General features: G+C 73.3%; 15 protein-coding genes. 10 read left to right on the top strand and 5 right to left on the bottom strand.

What is annotated here, in order from left to right; genetic code table 11:
- Positions 1-7: 7 nt before the first annotated feature.
- On the top strand, positions 8-1,366 hold the full coding sequence (pafA, locus tag AB0C03_RS08245; RefSeq protein WP_030332925.1) for a Pup--protein ligase: 1,359 nt from the start codon (positions 8-10) through the stop codon (positions 1,364-1,366).
- A 79-nt stretch (positions 1,367-1,445) separates the two neighbouring features.
- A complete protein-coding gene (locus AB0C03_RS08240) occupies positions 1,446-1,649 on the top strand; it encodes a hypothetical protein (RefSeq protein ID WP_030332927.1) in 204 nt (67 codons plus the stop codon).
- 109 nt (positions 1,650-1,758) lie between these two features.
- Here the strand turns inward: AB0C03_RS08240 and AB0C03_RS08235 are convergent, their stop codons facing one another.
- Both AB0C03_RS08235 and AB0C03_RS08230 read right to left on the bottom strand, forming a co-directional pair.
- The gene (locus tag AB0C03_RS08235; protein ID WP_357635454.1) at positions 1,759-2,844 is read right to left on the bottom strand and encodes a DUF3866 family protein; all 1,086 of its coding nucleotides are present in this window, start codon (positions 2,842-2,844) and stop codon (positions 1,759-1,761) included.
- A gap of 49 nt (positions 2,845-2,893) precedes the next feature.
- Positions 2,894-3,898: a cation diffusion facilitator family transporter gene (locus AB0C03_RS08230; RefSeq protein ID WP_030332931.1), complete on the bottom strand. Its 1,005-nt coding sequence runs from the start codon at positions 3,896-3,898 to the stop codon at positions 2,894-2,896.
- 117 nt (positions 3,899-4,015) lie between these two features.
- On the opposite strand from AB0C03_RS08230, the gene AB0C03_RS08225 reads away from it, so the two are divergent.
- The 6 genes from AB0C03_RS08225 to AB0C03_RS08200 all read left to right on the top strand — a co-directional run bounded on the left by AB0C03_RS08225 (position 4,016) and on the right by AB0C03_RS08200 (position 8,929).
- On the top strand, positions 4,016-5,014 hold the full coding sequence (locus AB0C03_RS08225; RefSeq protein WP_030332932.1) for a helix-turn-helix transcriptional regulator: 999 nt from the start codon (positions 4,016-4,018) through the stop codon (positions 5,012-5,014).
- The gene (locus AB0C03_RS08220; RefSeq protein ID WP_210865937.1) at positions 5,011-6,066 is read left to right on the top strand and encodes a helix-turn-helix transcriptional regulator; all 1,056 of its coding nucleotides are present in this window, start codon (positions 5,011-5,013) and stop codon (positions 6,064-6,066) included. The genes AB0C03_RS08225 and AB0C03_RS08220 overlap by 4 nt, the downstream gene beginning before the upstream one ends.
- Before the next feature lie 10 nt (positions 6,067-6,076).
- The gene (locus AB0C03_RS08215) at positions 6,077-6,322 is read left to right on the top strand and encodes a hypothetical protein (RefSeq protein ID WP_357635449.1); all 246 of its coding nucleotides are present in this window, start codon (positions 6,077-6,079) and stop codon (positions 6,320-6,322) included.
- A gap of 159 nt (positions 6,323-6,481) precedes the next feature.
- The gene (gene tatA / locus AB0C03_RS08210) at positions 6,482-6,796 is read left to right on the top strand and encodes a Sec-independent protein translocase subunit TatA (protein ID WP_210860995.1); all 315 of its coding nucleotides are present in this window, start codon (positions 6,482-6,484) and stop codon (positions 6,794-6,796) included.
- 18 nt (positions 6,797-6,814) lie between these two features.
- Positions 6,815-7,765, top strand: coding sequence for a twin-arginine translocase subunit TatC (gene tatC / locus AB0C03_RS08205; RefSeq protein ID WP_030332936.1), 951 nt, complete (start codon positions 6,815-6,817; stop codon positions 7,763-7,765).
- Between the two features lie 279 nt (positions 7,766-8,044).
- The gene (locus AB0C03_RS08200; RefSeq protein WP_357635552.1) at positions 8,045-8,929 is read left to right on the top strand and encodes a diacylglycerol kinase family protein; all 885 of its coding nucleotides are present in this window, start codon (positions 8,045-8,047) and stop codon (positions 8,927-8,929) included.
- Here the strand turns inward: AB0C03_RS08200 and AB0C03_RS08195 are convergent.
- Entirely contained in the window at positions 8,892-9,803 is a 912-nt protein-coding gene (locus AB0C03_RS08195; protein WP_400445903.1) for an EamA family transporter, read from the bottom strand. The genes AB0C03_RS08200 and AB0C03_RS08195 overlap by 38 nt on opposite strands.
- An 87-nt stretch (positions 9,804-9,890) precedes the next feature.
- Entirely contained in the window at positions 9,891-10,649 is a 759-nt protein-coding gene (locus AB0C03_RS08190) for an HAD family hydrolase (protein ID WP_357635442.1), read from the bottom strand.
- An 86-nt stretch (positions 10,650-10,735) separates the two neighbouring features.
- On the opposite strand from AB0C03_RS08190, the gene AB0C03_RS08185 reads away from it, so the two are divergent.
- Both AB0C03_RS08185 and AB0C03_RS08180 read left to right on the top strand, forming a co-directional pair.
- Entirely contained in the window at positions 10,736-13,537 is a 2,802-nt protein-coding gene (locus tag AB0C03_RS08185) for a DEAD/DEAH box helicase (protein WP_030332942.1), read from the top strand.
- Positions 13,538-13,703: 166 nt separating this feature from the next.
- Positions 13,704-14,588 (top strand): MHYT domain-containing protein, encoded by an 885-nt coding sequence (locus AB0C03_RS08180; protein ID WP_030332944.1) that lies wholly within the window; start codon positions 13,704-13,706, stop codon positions 14,586-14,588.
- A 101-nt stretch (positions 14,589-14,689) separates the two neighbouring features.
- Here the strand turns inward: AB0C03_RS08180 and AB0C03_RS08175 are convergent, their stop codons facing one another.
- Positions 14,690-15,565, bottom strand: a complete 876-nt coding sequence (locus tag AB0C03_RS08175; protein ID WP_210858103.1) for an endonuclease/exonuclease/phosphatase family protein — start codon at positions 15,563-15,565, stop codon at positions 14,690-14,692.
- Positions 15,566-15,692: the final 127 nt, after the last annotated feature.

Raw genomic sequence — 15,692 nt, 5'->3', positions numbered from 1 at the left:
TCACACCATGGAGCGGCGAATCTTCGGCCTCGAGACCGAGTACGGCGTCACCTGCACCTATCGCGGGCAGCGGCGGCTGTCCCCGGACGAGGTCGCGCGGTATCTGTTCCGGCGCGTGGTGTCCTGGGGTCGGTCGAGCAACGTCTTCCTGCGCAATGGGGCCCGGCTCTACCTGGACGTCGGGTCGCATCCGGAGTACGCGACACCGGAGTGCGACTCGGTGACCGATCTGGTCGCCCACGACCGGGCCGGCGAGCGGATCCTGGAGGGCCTGCTCGTCGACGCGGAGAAGCGGCTGCACGACGAGGGCATCGCGGGTGAGATCTACCTGTTCAAGAACAACACCGACTCGGCCGGCAACTCGTACGGGTGCCACGAGAACTACCTGGTCTCCCGGCACGGCGAGTTCGGCCGGCTCGCCGACGTGCTCATCCCGTTCCTGGTGACCCGGCAGTTGATCTGCGGCGCCGGCAAGGTCCTGCAGACCCCACGCGGCGCGGTCTACTGCCTCTCGCAGCGGGCCGAGCACATCTGGGAGGGCGTCTCCTCGGCGACCACCCGCAGCCGCCCGATCATCAACACCCGCGACGAGCCGCACGCCGACGCCGAGCGCTACCGGCGGCTGCACGTGATCGTCGGTGACTCCAACATGAACGAGGTCACCACGCTGCTCAAGGTCGGCACCGCCGACATCGTGCTGCGGATGATCGAGGCCGGGGTGGTGATGCGCGACCTGTCCCTGGAGAACCCGATCCGGGCCATCCGGGAGGTGTCGCACGACATCACCGGGCGGCGCAAGGTGCGGCTGGCCAACGGCAAGGAGGTCAGCGCCCTCGACATCCAGCAGGAATACCTCGCCAAGGCCACCGAGTTCGTCGAGCGGCGCGGCGGCGACCAGGCCGCCAAGCGGGTCGTCGAGCTGTGGGGGCGGGTGCTCAACGCGGTGGAGACCGGTGACCTGGAACCGGTCTCCCGGGAGATCGACTGGGTCAGCAAGCTGCGGTTGATCGAGCGCTACCAGCGCAAGCACGATCTGCCGTTGTCGCACCCCCGGGTGGCGCAGATGGACCTGGCCTACCACGACGTGCGTCGCGGCCGGGGCCTCTACGGGCTGCTGGAGCGCCGCGGTGACGTCGACCGGGTGGCCACCGACCCGGAGATCTTCGAGGCCAAGGAGACCCCGCCGCAGACCACCCGGGCCCGGCTGCGGGGCGAGTTCATCCGGCACGCCCAGGAGAAGCGCCGCGACTTCACCGTCGACTGGGTGCACCTGAAGCTCAACGACCAGGCGCAGCGCACCGTGTTGTGCAAGGACCCGTTCCGGGCGTACGACGAGCGGGTGGAGCGACTGATCGCCAGCATGTGACGGGTTACCGGCCCCGGCGGTGCGCTGCGCCGACGGGGCCGGTCGGCCCGGCGCGCCGAGCGGTTAAGCTGAGCGCGCCATGACGACTTCTGGACCTTCCGACCGTTCCGAGCGCCCCGAGCGCGGCACCGAGCGGCAGAACTGGGTCGAACGCCGGCGGGAGAAGATCCGCGCCGAGATCGACCGTAACCGGCGCGGTGACTACACGGTGCCGACCTGGGTGCTGGCCCTGGCCCTGGCCCTCATCGTGGGCGGCTGGCTGGCCCTGATCTTCCTCGCCTAACCCCCCAGCGCTCCGGCCCCGCGCCGTCGCCCGCGTTGATCATGAAGTTGTTGCCCCGACACGCCGAGGCGGCGGGCACTTCATGATCACCAGGGCCGGGCCGGGCCGATCAGGGGAGGAGGCTTGTGGCGTGGCGGCCGGCGGCGGCTGCGGACAGGAAGTAGGCGTGGTCGGCGTCGAGGCCACGGCCCATGGTGGACAGCGGCACGACGCTGGCCCGCAGCGCGGCGTCGAGACCGTCGGTGCCTACCCGCACGATCGTGTGCCGGGCCGCCAGGGGCGCCAGCGCCGCGTGCACCTCGGCCGCGAGCGACGGGGTCAGGTCCTCGGGCACCACCAGCTCCGCCGGGGCGAGCGCCACCCGGCCGTACGCGGTGAGGCTGTGGTGTGACACGCCCCGGTGCCGGGGACGGGGGTCGGCGTCGGAGATGCGCAACGACCCGACCGGCCGCCCGCCCAGCGTGGCGACCGCGTTGACCGCCTCGCCGACCGCGACGCCGGAGAAACCCCAGCGGGTGCCGGTGCCCAGGTTGCCGGGCCCCTGAGCCACGATCGCCAGGTCCGCGTGGAGCACGTGCCGGGCGGCGAGCAGACCGCCGTGCACTGTGGTGGCCTCCAGGTCGCCGCCGAACGCCTGCCCGACCGTGATCGTGCCGACCAGCTCGGACCGCAGCCCGGCGAGGGTGCGGGAGAACCAGGCGGGCAGCGCGCCACCGTCGGTGAGCAGGTACGCCACCCGCGCCCGCGGGGCGTCGGCCCGGATGCCGGCCAGGATCGCCGGCAGCGCCGAGTGCAGATCGGCGGTGACCACCGGCAGGCCGCCCAGGTCGTCCGCGTCGGCCAGCACGTCGCGGTGCGGGGACGCCTCCTCGTCGACACCGAGCAGGATCGGCTGCAACGGGGTGTAGCGGGCCTTCACCAGGTGCCCGGCGTCGCGGGTGTCGGCGACCTCCGGCGGGTCCGGGGGCAGCCGGTCCGGCAGGGCGACCACCAGGGCGTACCCGCCGGTGCCCAACCCCATCAGCAGCGCGCCGGCGTTGAGCAGCACCCGGTCGCCCGGCTCGGGCGTGCCGACCAGCTCCGGGTAGGCCAGCGCGCGCATCCGTGTGCCGTCGGGCAGGTCCACGTCCAGCTCCACCGCCCCGGTCCACTGCCGTCGCAGCGTCGCCACCGTCCCCGTACGCCATCGCACCATGACGGGCACGCTAGCCGCGCGGGCCCGGCGGCCCGCGCCCGGGTGCGGTTCAGGTGGACTCGGCGCCGCCGGCGTCCGGGCTCGGTCGGGCCTGGGTGTGCCGGGCGGTGCCGGTGGCCCCGGGCAGCGAGCGGGTGGGGTCGAGGAAGACGAACCGGATCTCCGGGTAGCGGCCGGTGAGCCGTCGTTCGGCCTCGTCGGCGGCGGTCTCGATCTGCGCGCCGGTGGCCTCGTCTCGGAAGTCGACCTTCGCGGCGACCAGGATGTCGTCCGGGCCGAGCTGCATGGTCAACAAGGTGTCGATGCGCTCCACCTCGGGCAGCCCGGCCAGCTCCTGCTCGATCTCGCGGCGCAGCCGTTCCGGCACGGCCCGGCCGACCAGCAGCGACAGGTTGTTGCTGGCGAGGATCCCGGCGACGGTCAGCAGCAGCAGGCCGATCAGGATCGACGCCACGCCGTCCCACACCTCGTCGCCGGTGGCGTGCGACAGACCGACGCCGAGCCCGGCCAGCACCAGACCGATCAGGGCCGCGCTGTCCTCCAGGAAGACCGCCTTGACGGTGGTGTCGGCGGTCAGCCGCAGAAACCGCCGAGGTGTGGTCCGCCAGCGTCGCGACTCGCGGCGGACCTGGCGCACCGCGCGGGCCAGGGAGATCGACTCGATGACGAACGACACCCCGAGCACGATGTACGAGATCAGGTAGTCGCCGCTGTGCTTGTGCACCAGGATCGTGGTGACGCCGTGGGTGACGGCGAAACCGGCGCCCGCGACGAACGTGAACATCGCCGCGAAGAACGCCCAGACGTAGCTCTCCTTGCCGTACCCGAAGGGGTGTCGCTGGTCGGCCGGGCGGGCGCCGCGGCGCAGCGCCTGGAAGAGCAGCACCTCGGTGGTGGTGTCGGCCACCGAGTGCGCCGCCTCGGAGAGCATCGCGGCGGATCCGGAGATCACCCCGGCGATCAGTTTGGCCACCGCGATGGCGAGGTTGGCGGCGCCGGCGACGACGACGGTGCCGACGCTCTCGCTCGCGGGCCTGGCCTCCGGTGCCGACATGAGGATCACCCTATGACCGCGGACGGCGACGCGCCGGGGGAGACCCGATCCGAACATGTGTGCGGCACGCCCGCGTGGGTGCACGGTGTGGGCGCGTCGGCTGCTAGCGTCTACCGCGTGTCGCGGACCCGCACCGAACGCCTGGTCAACCTGGTGATCTGCCTGCTGTCCACGCGACGGTTCCTGACCGCCGCGCAGATCGCCGCGACCGTGCCCGGTTACGAGCACGATCCTGACGACGCGCGCGACCACGAGGCGTTCCAGCGCAAGTTCGAACGGGACAAGGCCGAGCTGCGCGAGTTGGGTGTCCCACTGGAGACCGGCACGGCGAGCGCCTTCGACGCCGAGCCCGGCTACCGGATCGCCCACCGCGAGTACGCGCTGCCCGACATCCTCCTCGAACCGGACGAGGCCGCCGCGGTCGGCATCGCCGCACGGCTGTGGCAGCACGCCGGGCTGGCCGCCGCCGCGTCGTCCGGGCTGGCCAAGCTGCGCGCCGCCGGGGTGGACGTGGACCCGCAGGCGACCCTCGGCCTGGAGCCGATGGTCACCGTCGACCCGGCGTTCGCGCCGCTGACCGCCGCCGCGCGGGACCGCCGCGAGGTGGGGTTCGACTACCGGGTGCCCGACCGCGACGCGCCCAGTCGGCGGCGGCTGCAACCCTGGGGCGTCGTCTGCTGGCGCGGCCGGTGGTATGTGGTCGGCCACGACCAGGACCGGGAGGCGACCCGCTGCTTCCGGCTGTCCCGGGTCGTCGGCGCGGTCCGGGTGACCGGCGCCCCCGGCGCGTACGAGCCTCCCGCCAACGTCGACCTGATCAGCCACGTGGCCCGCTGGTCGGGTCCGGTGGAGCGCACCGGCCGGGCCACGGTGCTGGCCGCGCCGGGACGGGCCGCCGGGCTGCGCCGCTGGGCGCTGGAGGTGACCGCCGGTCCGGACGGCGACCGGCTGGTCCTGCCGTACGCGGAGCCGGACGGGTTGGCCGGTCATCTCGTCGGCTACGGCCCGGACGTGCGGGTGCTGGACCCACCGGAGGTCCGCGAGGCGGTCATCCAACGACTCAAGGAGATCGCCGTGCGCCACGACGAGCTGGCCGTGGGCGGAGGTGCCCGGTGACCCGCCCGGCCGCCCGCACCGGTTCCCGCGCGTCCGCCGACCGGCTGGCCCGACTGCTCAACCTGGTGCCCTACCTGCTGGCCCGGCCCGGCATCGAGATCGCCGAGGCGGCCGGTGACCTGGGCGTCACCGAGCGCCAGCTCCGGGAGGACCTGGAGCTGCTCTGGGTGTGCGGGCTGCCCGGGTACGGCCCCGGCGACCTCATCGACATGGCGTTCGACGGTGACCGGGTGACCATCACCTACGACGCCGGCATCGACCGGCCGTTGCGGCTGACGCCCGACGAGGCCCTCGCTCTGGTGGTGGCGCTGCGGATGCTGGCCGAGACGCCCGGGGTGGCCAACCGGGAGGCCGTCGAACGGGCTCTGGCCAAGATCGAGGCCGCAGGCGACCTGGTGGGCGCCCCGGTGGCGGTCCGGTTGCCCGGAGACACCCCGCGGGTCGAGGCGCTGCGCGCCGCCGTCGAGGGCGGGAAGGCCCTGCGGATCACCTACTACACGGCCGCCCGGGACGAGACCACCGAGCGCGTCATCGACCCGCTGCGGATGCTCATGGTCGGCGGCCGGGCGTACGTGGAGGCGTGGTGCCGGCGTGCGGAGGCCGTCCGGCTGTTCCGCGCCGACCGGATCGACGCGACCACCGAGTTGGACGAGCCGGCCATGGTGCCGCCGCAGGCCGTGCCGCACGACCTCACCGAGGGCGTGTTCCGCCCGACGGCCGACCTGCCGCTGATCACCCTGCGGATCGGCCGGGGCGAGCGGTGGATCACCGAGTACTACCCGTGCGAGCGGGTCGAGGCCGGCGACGGCGACCAGTGGCTCGTCTCCCTGCGGGTCACCGACCTGGGCTGGGCCCGCCGGTTCGTGCTGGGTCTCGGCCCGGAGGTGACGGTGGTCGCCCCGGTCGAGTTGGCCGAGCAGGTGCGGGCGACGGCCGCCGCCGCGTTGGACGCTTACGCCGTGCCCGCGCCCCCGGCGGTGCCCCGACCGTCCGAGGTCGACGCGGGGCGCGCGCCGGCGGGTGACCCGGCGGTGGCCGGCCGCACCCAGTAGGCTGACCGCCGTGCTGATCTGGATCGTCCTCGCGGTGGTGCTGCTGCCCCTCGTGGTGCTCGCGCTGGCCGTGCGCCCGGTGCTGGCCCGGTTGCCCCAGCTGCGCCGCGCGGCCGTGGCGTTGCAGCGGCGTGCCGCCGAGGCCGAGGCGCTGCGGGACACCGCCGAGGCGTTGCAACAACGCGCCGAGGACGTCCAAGGTCGGCTCGACACCACCTCCCGACGGCTCGCGGTGATCAAGGCCAAGCGCGGCTGATCGGGCCCGCACCTGGTGGTGGTTGACGGATCATCGTGGGTTGGTCAAGACTTCACCCTCCCGGCCAAACCACCACTACCCAACGGGTGGCGGGCAGCCGATCCGCACGTACGATGGGCTGCGTACCACCCCTCGGACACAGAGCGACTGGAGCTTCTCATGGGTGCCCTCAAGCCGTGGCACATCGCTGTTCTCGTGGTTGTGCTGATCCTGCTCTTCGGTGCGAAGCGGCTCCCTGACGCGGCCCGGTCGCTGGGTCGGTCGCTGCGGATCATCAAGGCCGAGACGAAGAGCCTGCAGGACGACGACCGCGACCTCGCCGAGAAGGCCGACGCGCAGGCCGCCTACCAGCCGCTGCCGCCGCACACCGGGCAGCAGGCGCCGTACGCCGGTCAGCCGCAGCAGGCCCCGTACCAGCAGGCCCCGCCGCAGCAGCCGGTCGTCGACCCGGTGCACCGCGTCCGCGACAACTGACCGAAGGGCCCCACTCCCGTGGCCTTCGCCCTGCGTAAGCGCGGCCCGAGCAGCTTCGAGCGGGCCGCCGACGGCTCGATGACGCTCATCGAGCACGTCCGCGAGCTGCGTAACCGTCTCTTCCGCGCGTCCGTGGCGATCCTCATCGGGTTCGGTCTCGGTGTGTGGTTGGCCAAGCCGGTGCTGCACCTGCTCCAGCAGCCCTACTGTGACCTCCCGCAGGCCAGATTCGTCGACGGCAAGTGCGAGTTCGTGCAGCTCGGCCCCGCCGACCTGTTCCTGCTCAACCTGAAGGTCGCGCTCTGGGTCGGGTTGATCGTGGCCGCACCGGTCTGGCTCTACCAGCTCTGGGCGTTCATCGCGCCCGGCCTGCACCGGCACGAGCGACGCTACGCGTACTTCTTCACCGCCCTCGCCGCGCCGCTGTTCGCGGCCGGTGCGGTGCTGGCGTACTTCGTCACGGCCAAGGGCCTGGAGTTCCTGCTCAGCATCTCCGACAGCGAGATCAGCACCACCCTGGAGATCACCAAGTACATCTCCTTCGTCACCAACCTGATCCTGTTGTTCGGGGTGGCGTTCGAGTTTCCGTTGATCGTGCTGATGCTCAACTTCGTGGGCATCGCCAGCGCGAAGCGGCTGCTCAGCTGGTGGCGGGTGGCGATCTTCGTGTTCTTCGCGTTCTCCGCCGTGGTCACCCCCACCCCGGACCCGTTCGGGATGACCGCGTTGGCGCTCTGCCTCTCCGCGCTCTACTTCGGCGCCGTCGGCGTCGCGTTCCTCAACGACAAGCGGCGTGGGCGGGGCAAGGAGATCTACGCCGGCATCGACGACGACGAGGTGTCGCCGTTGGAGTTCGACGCGGACCCGGTCGTGGCCGGGCAGCGGGTCGATTCGACCGCGCCGATCGGCGTGCCCGAACCGGTCGCCCCTCCCGCGCCGATCGAGCGCCGCTACGACGACATGACCTGACGGCCCCGCGCCGACCGGTCCACCGACGCCGTCCCCGGGTTCCCGGGGGCGGCGTCGCCGCGTCACCTCCCGCGTCGGCGGCGGGACTGAAGGTGACGGCGGCCGCCCCGGGGAAACGGCGGGTGTCCGACCGGTACGGTGCTGCCCGTGACCGCAGACGATCACCTACCCGCCGCCGGCGGACCGACCGACGGAGCCCTGGTCGCCGGTGGACCGACGACCGGCGGCGCCCCGCTCGCCGGTGGACCGGTCGACCGCGCCCCGCTCCCCGGTGGCCCGGTGGCCGTCCTCACGAACCCGACCGCGGGCCGGGGACGCTACCGGGCCCTGCTGCCCCGGCTGTTGGACGGGTTGGCCGTCGCCGGGCGGCCGATCCGGCTGCTGCCGGCGTCGAGCCCCGCCGAGGCGGAGGCGGCGTGCCGGGCCGCCGTGGCCGACGGCGCCGGCGCGTTGGTGGCGGTCGGTGGGGACGGCACCGTGCACCGGGCGTTGCAGGCGGTCGCCGGCACCGAGGTGCCGTTCGGCCCGATCCCGGCCGGCACCGGCAACGACTTCGCGCTGGACACCGGCTTCCCGGCGGACCCCCTCGCGGCGGCGGTGATGATCGGCGAGGCGCTGCGCGACGGCCGCAGTCGACCCGTCGACCTGGCCCGGATGGTCGGCGTCGACGGCGTCGAGCGGTGGTACGGGGCGGTCCTCGCGGCCGGGTTCGACGCGATCGTCAACGAGCGGGCCAACCGGATGCGCTGGCCACGCGGCCCACGCCGGTACGACCTGGCGATCCTGGTCGAGCTGGCCCGGCTGCGCCCCCGCCGCTACACGCTGCGCCTCGACGGGGTGCCGCACGACCTGGACGCGGTGCTCGTGGCGGTGGGCAACTGCCCGACGTACGGCGGTGGCATGCGGATCTGCCCGGACGCGGACCCGACCGACGGGCTGCTCGACGTGGTGGTGGCGGGTCGGGTCAACCGGCGGACCCTGGTCCGGGTGAAGCCGCGCATCTACCAGGGCACCCACGTCAGCCACCCGCTGGTGTGCAGTTTCCGGGCCCGCACCGTGGAGGTGGCCGCCGAGGGCATCACCTCGTACGCCGACGGGGAACGGTCACTGGCCCTGCCGGTGACGATCAGCGCGGTTCCGGCCGCCCTGCGGCTGCTGCGTTGACCCGGACCGCGCCGATGCTCGCCGCGATGACCAGCGCGATGGCGACGCACTCCAGCACTGTCAGCGCCTGCCGCAGCACCAGCCACCCGGCGAGCGTGGCGACGGCCGGGCCGAGGCTCATCAGCACCGCGAACGTGGCGGTGGGCATCCGCCGTAGCGCCAGCAGTTCCAGGGTGTAGGGCAGCCCGGAGGCGAGCACCGCGAGGGCGGCGCCGAGCGCCAGCACCGGCGGGTCGAGCAGCACCGCGCCGCCGTCGACGATGCCCAGCGGCAGGGTGACCACCGCGGCGACGGTCAGCGCCAGGGCCAGCCCGTCCGCGCCGGGAAAGCGGCCGCCGACCCGGGCGCTCAGCACGATGTACGCGGCCCACATGCCGCCCGCGCCGAACGCGAAGGCCACCCCGACCGGGTTCAGCCGGTCGAAGCCGCCCTGACCGAGCAGCGCCACCCCGGCCAGTGCCAGCCCCGCCCAGCCCCAGCTGGCCAGCCGTCGGGCCGAGAACACCGACAGGGCGAGGGGACCGAGCACCTCGAGCGTCACCGCCGGGCCCAGCGGGATGCGTTCGATAGCCTGGTAGAACAGCGAGTTCATGCCGGCCAGCGCGAGCCCGAACGCGCCGGCCGCGAGCCAGGCCGAGCGGTCGTGTCCGCGCAGTCGGGGCCGGCACACGGCGAGCAGCAGCACCGCGGAGATGGTCAGCCGCAGGGTCACCGCGCCGGCCACCCCGGTACGCGGGAAGAGCAACGCGGCCACGGCGGCGCCGAACTGCACCGACAGCGCCCCGCCGAGCACCAGCCCCACCGCGACGACGCCGCCGCGCCGGGCTGGTGGCGCGTCGGCCGGTGGTGGCGTGGGCAGCAGGATCTCGGTCACGGGCACGACGGTAGGCGTTGCGCCCAGGTCACAGTGCGGCGGTGTCCACCTCAGTGACCAGCGGGGCCCGGGTCGGGCCGGTGTCGCTCAGGCCGGCAGGGCGAGGTCGAGCACCGCGCCGAGGCCGTTCTCCCGACCCGGCTCGGCGGCCGGGAGGACCAGCACCGAGCAGCCGGCGGCCACCGCGCCGGCGTCCGCGGGGGTGTCACCGACCATCAGGGTCTGCTCCGGGTCGACGCCCAGCATCCCGCAGGCCCGCCAGAAGATCGCCGGGTCGGGTTTGCACCGCCCCACCTCGTACGAGAGGACGAACGCGTCGACGAGGTCGGTCAGCCCCCAGGTGTCGAAGTGTGGCCGCAGGTCGAAGCCGATGTTGCTGACCACCGCCACCGGCACCCCGGCGTCGCGCAGCGCGGTCAGCGTGGGGGCGGTGTCGGCGTACGGATGCCAGCCGTCGGCGGTCAGCAACCGCTCGTAGAGCGCGTCGGCGAAACCGTCGATGCCGGCGTCGACGGTTTCGGCCAGCCCGGTGTACGCGCCCCGGTGAGCGTGTTGGTAGAGGTCCCGGTCGGCCCACAGTTCGGCCAGTCGGGGTGGCACCCGCGCCGGCAGTGGCCCGCCGGCGCGCCCGGCGGTCAGCAGGCGGTCGGCCAGCGAGGTGGCGCGGACCCGGTCCAGGGTGACGCCGCACGCCGCCGCGGCCTCCAGCACCCACCGCTGGGGGTCCTCCACCTGGGCCAGGGTGCCGTGGAAGTCGAAGAGCACCGCCTTGACCGGGCGTCGGGACGCCCGGCGCTCGGCGGTGCCCGGCGGACTGGTCTGGGGCGGTTCGGCATGGTCCGGCACGCCGTGCACCCTACCGACCGCCCCCGACCGCCCCTCCGGACGGCCTTGTGGGGTGCTGTGACTCGGCACGCACTAATCTTGGTGCCATGTCGAGCCCCGCCGAGCGGTACGCAGCGGCGCGCCGCAAGGCCGCACAAGCCGCACAGTTTCCGGCGTTGGACGAGTTCGCCCTTGAGCTGGGGTTCGACCTCGACGACTTCCAGCGGGAGGCGTGTCAGTCGCTGGAGCGGGGCAGCGGTGTGCTGGTCTGCGCCCCCACCGGCGCCGGCAAGACGGTGGTCGGGGAGTTCGCCGTCCACCTGGCGTTGCGCGGGCGGCCCGACGACCCGGTGCCCGCCGCCGACGCGACGACCCCGCCGGCGCGGCGCAAGTGTTTCTACACCACGCCGATCAAGGCGTTGTCCAATCAGAAGTACCACGACCTGGTCGCCCGGTACGGCGCCGAGCAGGTGGGCCTGCTGACCGGCGACAACGCGATCAACGGCGACGCGCCGGTGATCGTGATGACCACCGAGGTGCTGCGCAACATGCTCTACGCGGGCTCCAGCACCCTGCAGGGCCTCGCGTACGTGGTGATGGACGAGGTGCACTACCTGGCCGACCGGTTCCGCGGCGGGGTGTGGGAAGAGGTGATCATCCACCTGCCGGCCTCGGTCACCCTGGTCTCGTTGTCGGCGACTGTCTCCAACGCCGAGGAGTTCGCCGACTGGCTGGTCACCGTGCGCGGCGAGACCGCAGTGGTGGTCAGCGAGCACCGACCGGTGCCGCTGTGGCAGCACATGCTGGTCGGCAAGCGGATGTTCGACCTGTTCCACGACGCCGACGCCGCCCGCAAGCACGACGTGCACCCGGAGTTGCTGCGCTACACCCGGGAGACCGTGCGGCGGCTGGAGTTGGGCGAGGGGCGCAGCGCTGGCCCCGGTGCAGGGCGTCGTGGCCCGCGCTGGCGTGGCCCGATGCGCCCCGACATCGTCGACCGGCTGGACCGGGAGGGTCTGCTGCCGGCGATCCTGTTCATCTTCAGCCGGGCCGGGTGCGCCGCCGCGGTGCAGCAGTGCCTCGCCGCCGGGTTGCGGCTCACCTCGGCGGAGGAGCGGGCCGAGATCCGCCGGGTCGTCGAGTCCCGGGTCACCGCCATTCCCGGGGAGGACCTGTCGGTCCTGGGCTACTGGGAGTGGCTGGACGGTCTGGAACGCGGCCTGGCCGCCCACCACGCGGGCATGCTGCCGGTGTTCAAGGAAGTCGTCGAGGAGCTGTTCGTCCGTGGCCTGGTCAAGGCGGTCTTCGCCACCGAGACCCTGGCGTTGGGCATCAACATGCCGGCCCGCTGCGTCGTCCTGGAACGGCTGGTGAAGTACAACGGCGAGGCGCACGTCGACCTGACCCCGGGGGAGTACACGCAGCTCACCGGGCGCGCCGGGCGCCGTGGCATCGACGTGGAGGGGCACGCCGTCGTGGTGTGGTCCCCGGAGACCGACCCGCGGCACGTGGCCGGGTTGGCGTCCACCCGCACCTACCCGCTGCGCTCCAGCTTCCGGCCGTCGTACAACATGGCCGTGAACCTGGTCGGCACTGTCGGCGCGGAGCCGGCCCGCGCTCTGCTGGAGTCGTCGTTCGCCCAGTTCCAGGCGGACCGGTCGGTGGTCGGTCTGGCCCGGCAGGTGCAGCGCAACACCGAGACCATCGAGGCGTACGGCGCGGAGGCCGCCTGCCACCACGGCGACTTCGACGAGTACTTCGCGCTGCGGGTGGCGATCGCCGAGCGGGAGAAGGCGATCGCCCGGCAGGGGCAGACCCAGCGCAAGGCCGCCGCGGTGGCCTCGTTGGAGCGGCTGCGCGTCGGTGACGTGATCCGGGTGCCGTCGGGCCGGCGGGCCGGTCTGGCGGTGGTGCTGGACCCGGCGACCGGCGGGTTCGGTGAGCCCCGGCCGCTGGTGCTCACCCAGGACCGTTGGGCCGGGCGGGTCAGCCCCGGCGACTTCACCACACCGGCCGAGGTGTTGGCCCGCATCCGGGTGCCCAAGCACTTCAACCACCGGTCACCGGCCGCCCGGCGGGATCTCGCCGCCGAGGTCAGCGGGACCGGCCTGGACCGGCACGGCGGTCGGCGCGGAGGGCGTTCGCGGCAGGTGACCGGCGAGGACCACCGGATCACCCAGCTGCGCACCGAGCTGCGCCACCACCCCTGCCACGCCTGCCCGGAGCGGGAGGAGCACGCCCGCTGGGCGGAGCGGCGTCGGCGGCTGGAGCGCGACACCGAGGAGCTGCGCCAGCGGGTCAGCGGCCGTACGGGGTCCCTCGCCCGGACGTTCGACCGGATCGTGGCGTTGCTGACCGAGCGGGGGTACCTCGCCCGCGACGGCGCGGTCACCGACGCCGGTCGGATGCTGGGCCGGATCTGGACCGAGGCGGACCTGCTGGTCGCCGAGTGCCTGCGCCGGGGGGTGTGGAACGGGCTGTCCCCGGCCGAGCTGGCCGCCGCGGTGTCCGTGGTGGTCTTCGAGGCGCGCCGTGATGTCGACGAGCGGGCGTCGCTGCCGCGCGGGCCGGTGGCCGACGCGGTCGACGAGACGCTGAAACTGTGGGGGGAGATCGAGGCCGACGAGGCGGCGCGCGGGCTGACCGCGACCCGGGAACCGGATCTCGGGTTCGCCTGGCCGGTCTACCGGTGGGCCCGGGGCGAGGCGCTGGCCAAGGTGCTCGGCAGCGGGCACGAGATCGATGGTGAGATGCCCGCTGGTGACTTCGTTCGGTGGGCCCGACAGGTCGTCGACCTGCTCGGTCAGATTGCCGACTCCGGTGGCGCCGCAAGTGAGCTGCGCTCCACGGCGCGACAGGCTATAGCGGCGGTCAATCGGGGCGTTCTCGCTTACCACACGTCCGCCTGACAATGACGATCCGTCATTTTTCGTCGGCGAATCGACGCAGCGGACAGTTACCGCGACGGCACCTTACGAATAGCCGCCAAGGCGCTGTTGCGCCTGATCACGGCACCCCTGATCATTGCCGAGGCGTCGTGTTGACGGGCCGGTAACGAATGGGGAGAAAGCCGCCGTGGCGGAAATCAATCATTTTGAGTACGGGTGGATCACGCCCGCGTTGAGTTACGCGCTGTCCGTGCTCGGATCGATCCTCGGTCTGGTCTGTGCCGGACGCATTCGCACGGCCCGGACCGGCGGTCAGCGGGCATGGTGGGGTCTGTTGTCGGCCTGGGCGCTGGGCGGCACCGCCATCTGGGCGATGCACTTCATGGCCATGCTCGGCTTCGCTGTCGAGAACACCCGGATCCGCTACGACGTGCCGCTGACCGCGGCCAGCACGGCCATCGCCGTGGTGGCGGTGGGTATCGGCCTGGCCATCGTGGGCACCGGCCGGCTCAATCCGGTACGCCTGATCGCCGGCGGCCTCTTCACCGGTGTCGGCGTGGCCTCCATGCACTACACCGGGATGGCCGCCATGCGCCTCAACGGCAGCCTCGGCTACGACACCGTCCGGGTGGTGCTCTCGGTGGTCATCGCGGTGGTGGCGGCCACCGTCGCCCTGTGGCTCGCGATGACCGTCCGGCGGGGGGTCGTGATCTTCGCGTCCGCGCTGGTCATGGGGATCGCCGTCAACGGGATGCACTTCACCGGCATGAGCGCCCTGTCGGTGCACCGCCACGAGGGGACCGGCGAGGTGACCGGCACCGGGGTGAGCACCCTGCTGGTGCCGATCGTGCTGGCGGTGATCTTCGGGGTGGTCGGTCTGCTCTACGCGCTGCTGGCCGCTCCGACCGACGACGACCGGGCCGCCACCGCGTACCTGGACGGGCGGCGGCTCGCCGCACCGGAGGCCCCGGCGCCCACCGCCGCTCCCGATCCGGTCGGGTTGCGGGCCCGCTCCACCCTCGGCCAGCCGGGTACGCCGTTCCCGTCCCGCCGGGACACACCGCCGCGCTGACGCCGCTCGGCCCGGCCCGGCCCGCGCTGACGCCGCACGGCTCGGCCCGCGCTGACGCCGCCCGGCTCGGCCCGCGCCGTCCACGCCGGTGCGGCGGCGGGTCAGGCCGGCCGGCGGCTGTGGCCGACGGTGAGGGTGGCCAGCAGCCCGGGGTGATCTGTCGCCTCGCGCATGGGCACCACGGTGCGACAGCAGATCGTGATGTCCGGGGTCGCCGTGATGTGTTGCAGCCGGCCGTCGTCGATGCGTTGATGGCCGGTAGGCGTGCAGGTCCGCACGTCGGGGTCGTGGCCGGCGCGCAGGTTGAGGTCGCCGGCCAGCACGGTGGGCAGGCTTCCGGCGTCGCGGCTGATCCCCGGCAGGATGACGTCGAGCAGGTGGTGGCACTGGGTGAGCGCGACGCGGTAGCCGGTGGCCGACAGGTGCGTGGTGCAGGCGAGCAGGGCGCCGTCGGCGTCGACGCAGAGCCAGGCCCGTTCCTCGGGGTCCGCGAGGTCCTGCGTCGGATGGGTTCCGGCGTACACGGTGCCCGGGCCGGCCGCTGCCCGCGCGTGGGCCAGCAGCCCGATGCCGAATCGTTGGCCGTTGCGGCAGCGGGTGTCGTCGCCGCTCGGTCGGTCACCGGCGGCCTGGAACGCGGCCACGACGGTCCGGCCGGGGTGGACGGTCTGGAACACGCGGCGCAGGACGGCAAGGTCGTTCGCGCAGATCTCGTTGAGGGTGACCAGGTCGGGCGTCTCGGCGGTGATCACCTCGGTGGCCCTGGCCAGCGCCCGGCCGGTGTAGCAACCGGCGCGGCCACTGTTGCAGAGGTTCATCTGCAGCATCCGCAGCACGGTGACCTGCGGGGCGTCGGCCGGTGCGGCGCGCAGTGCGGTCGGTCGTGCGGCTGGCGCCGCGGTCGGCAGAGCGGCGACGGCGAGGAGGCAGCCCACGGCCAGGGCGCGGCGCAGGAAACGGTTCGAACGGGCGGCCACACGGACTCCGGATGCACGAGGCGACAGTCATCGCCGAGGTGCCAGTGATCCTACTGGCGGTCCAGCCACGATGGAGATCCAGAGCGGCGGGCCGAGGGGGCACCCGCGTGGCGCGTACCCCCTCGGG

This window comes from Micromonospora parva (assembly GCF_040649675.1).
In the GTDB taxonomy this organism is placed as follows: Bacteria; Actinomycetota; Actinomycetes; order Mycobacteriales; family Micromonosporaceae; genus Micromonospora; species Micromonospora parva.
This window is presented reverse-complemented; position numbering and strand designations above follow the sequence as displayed.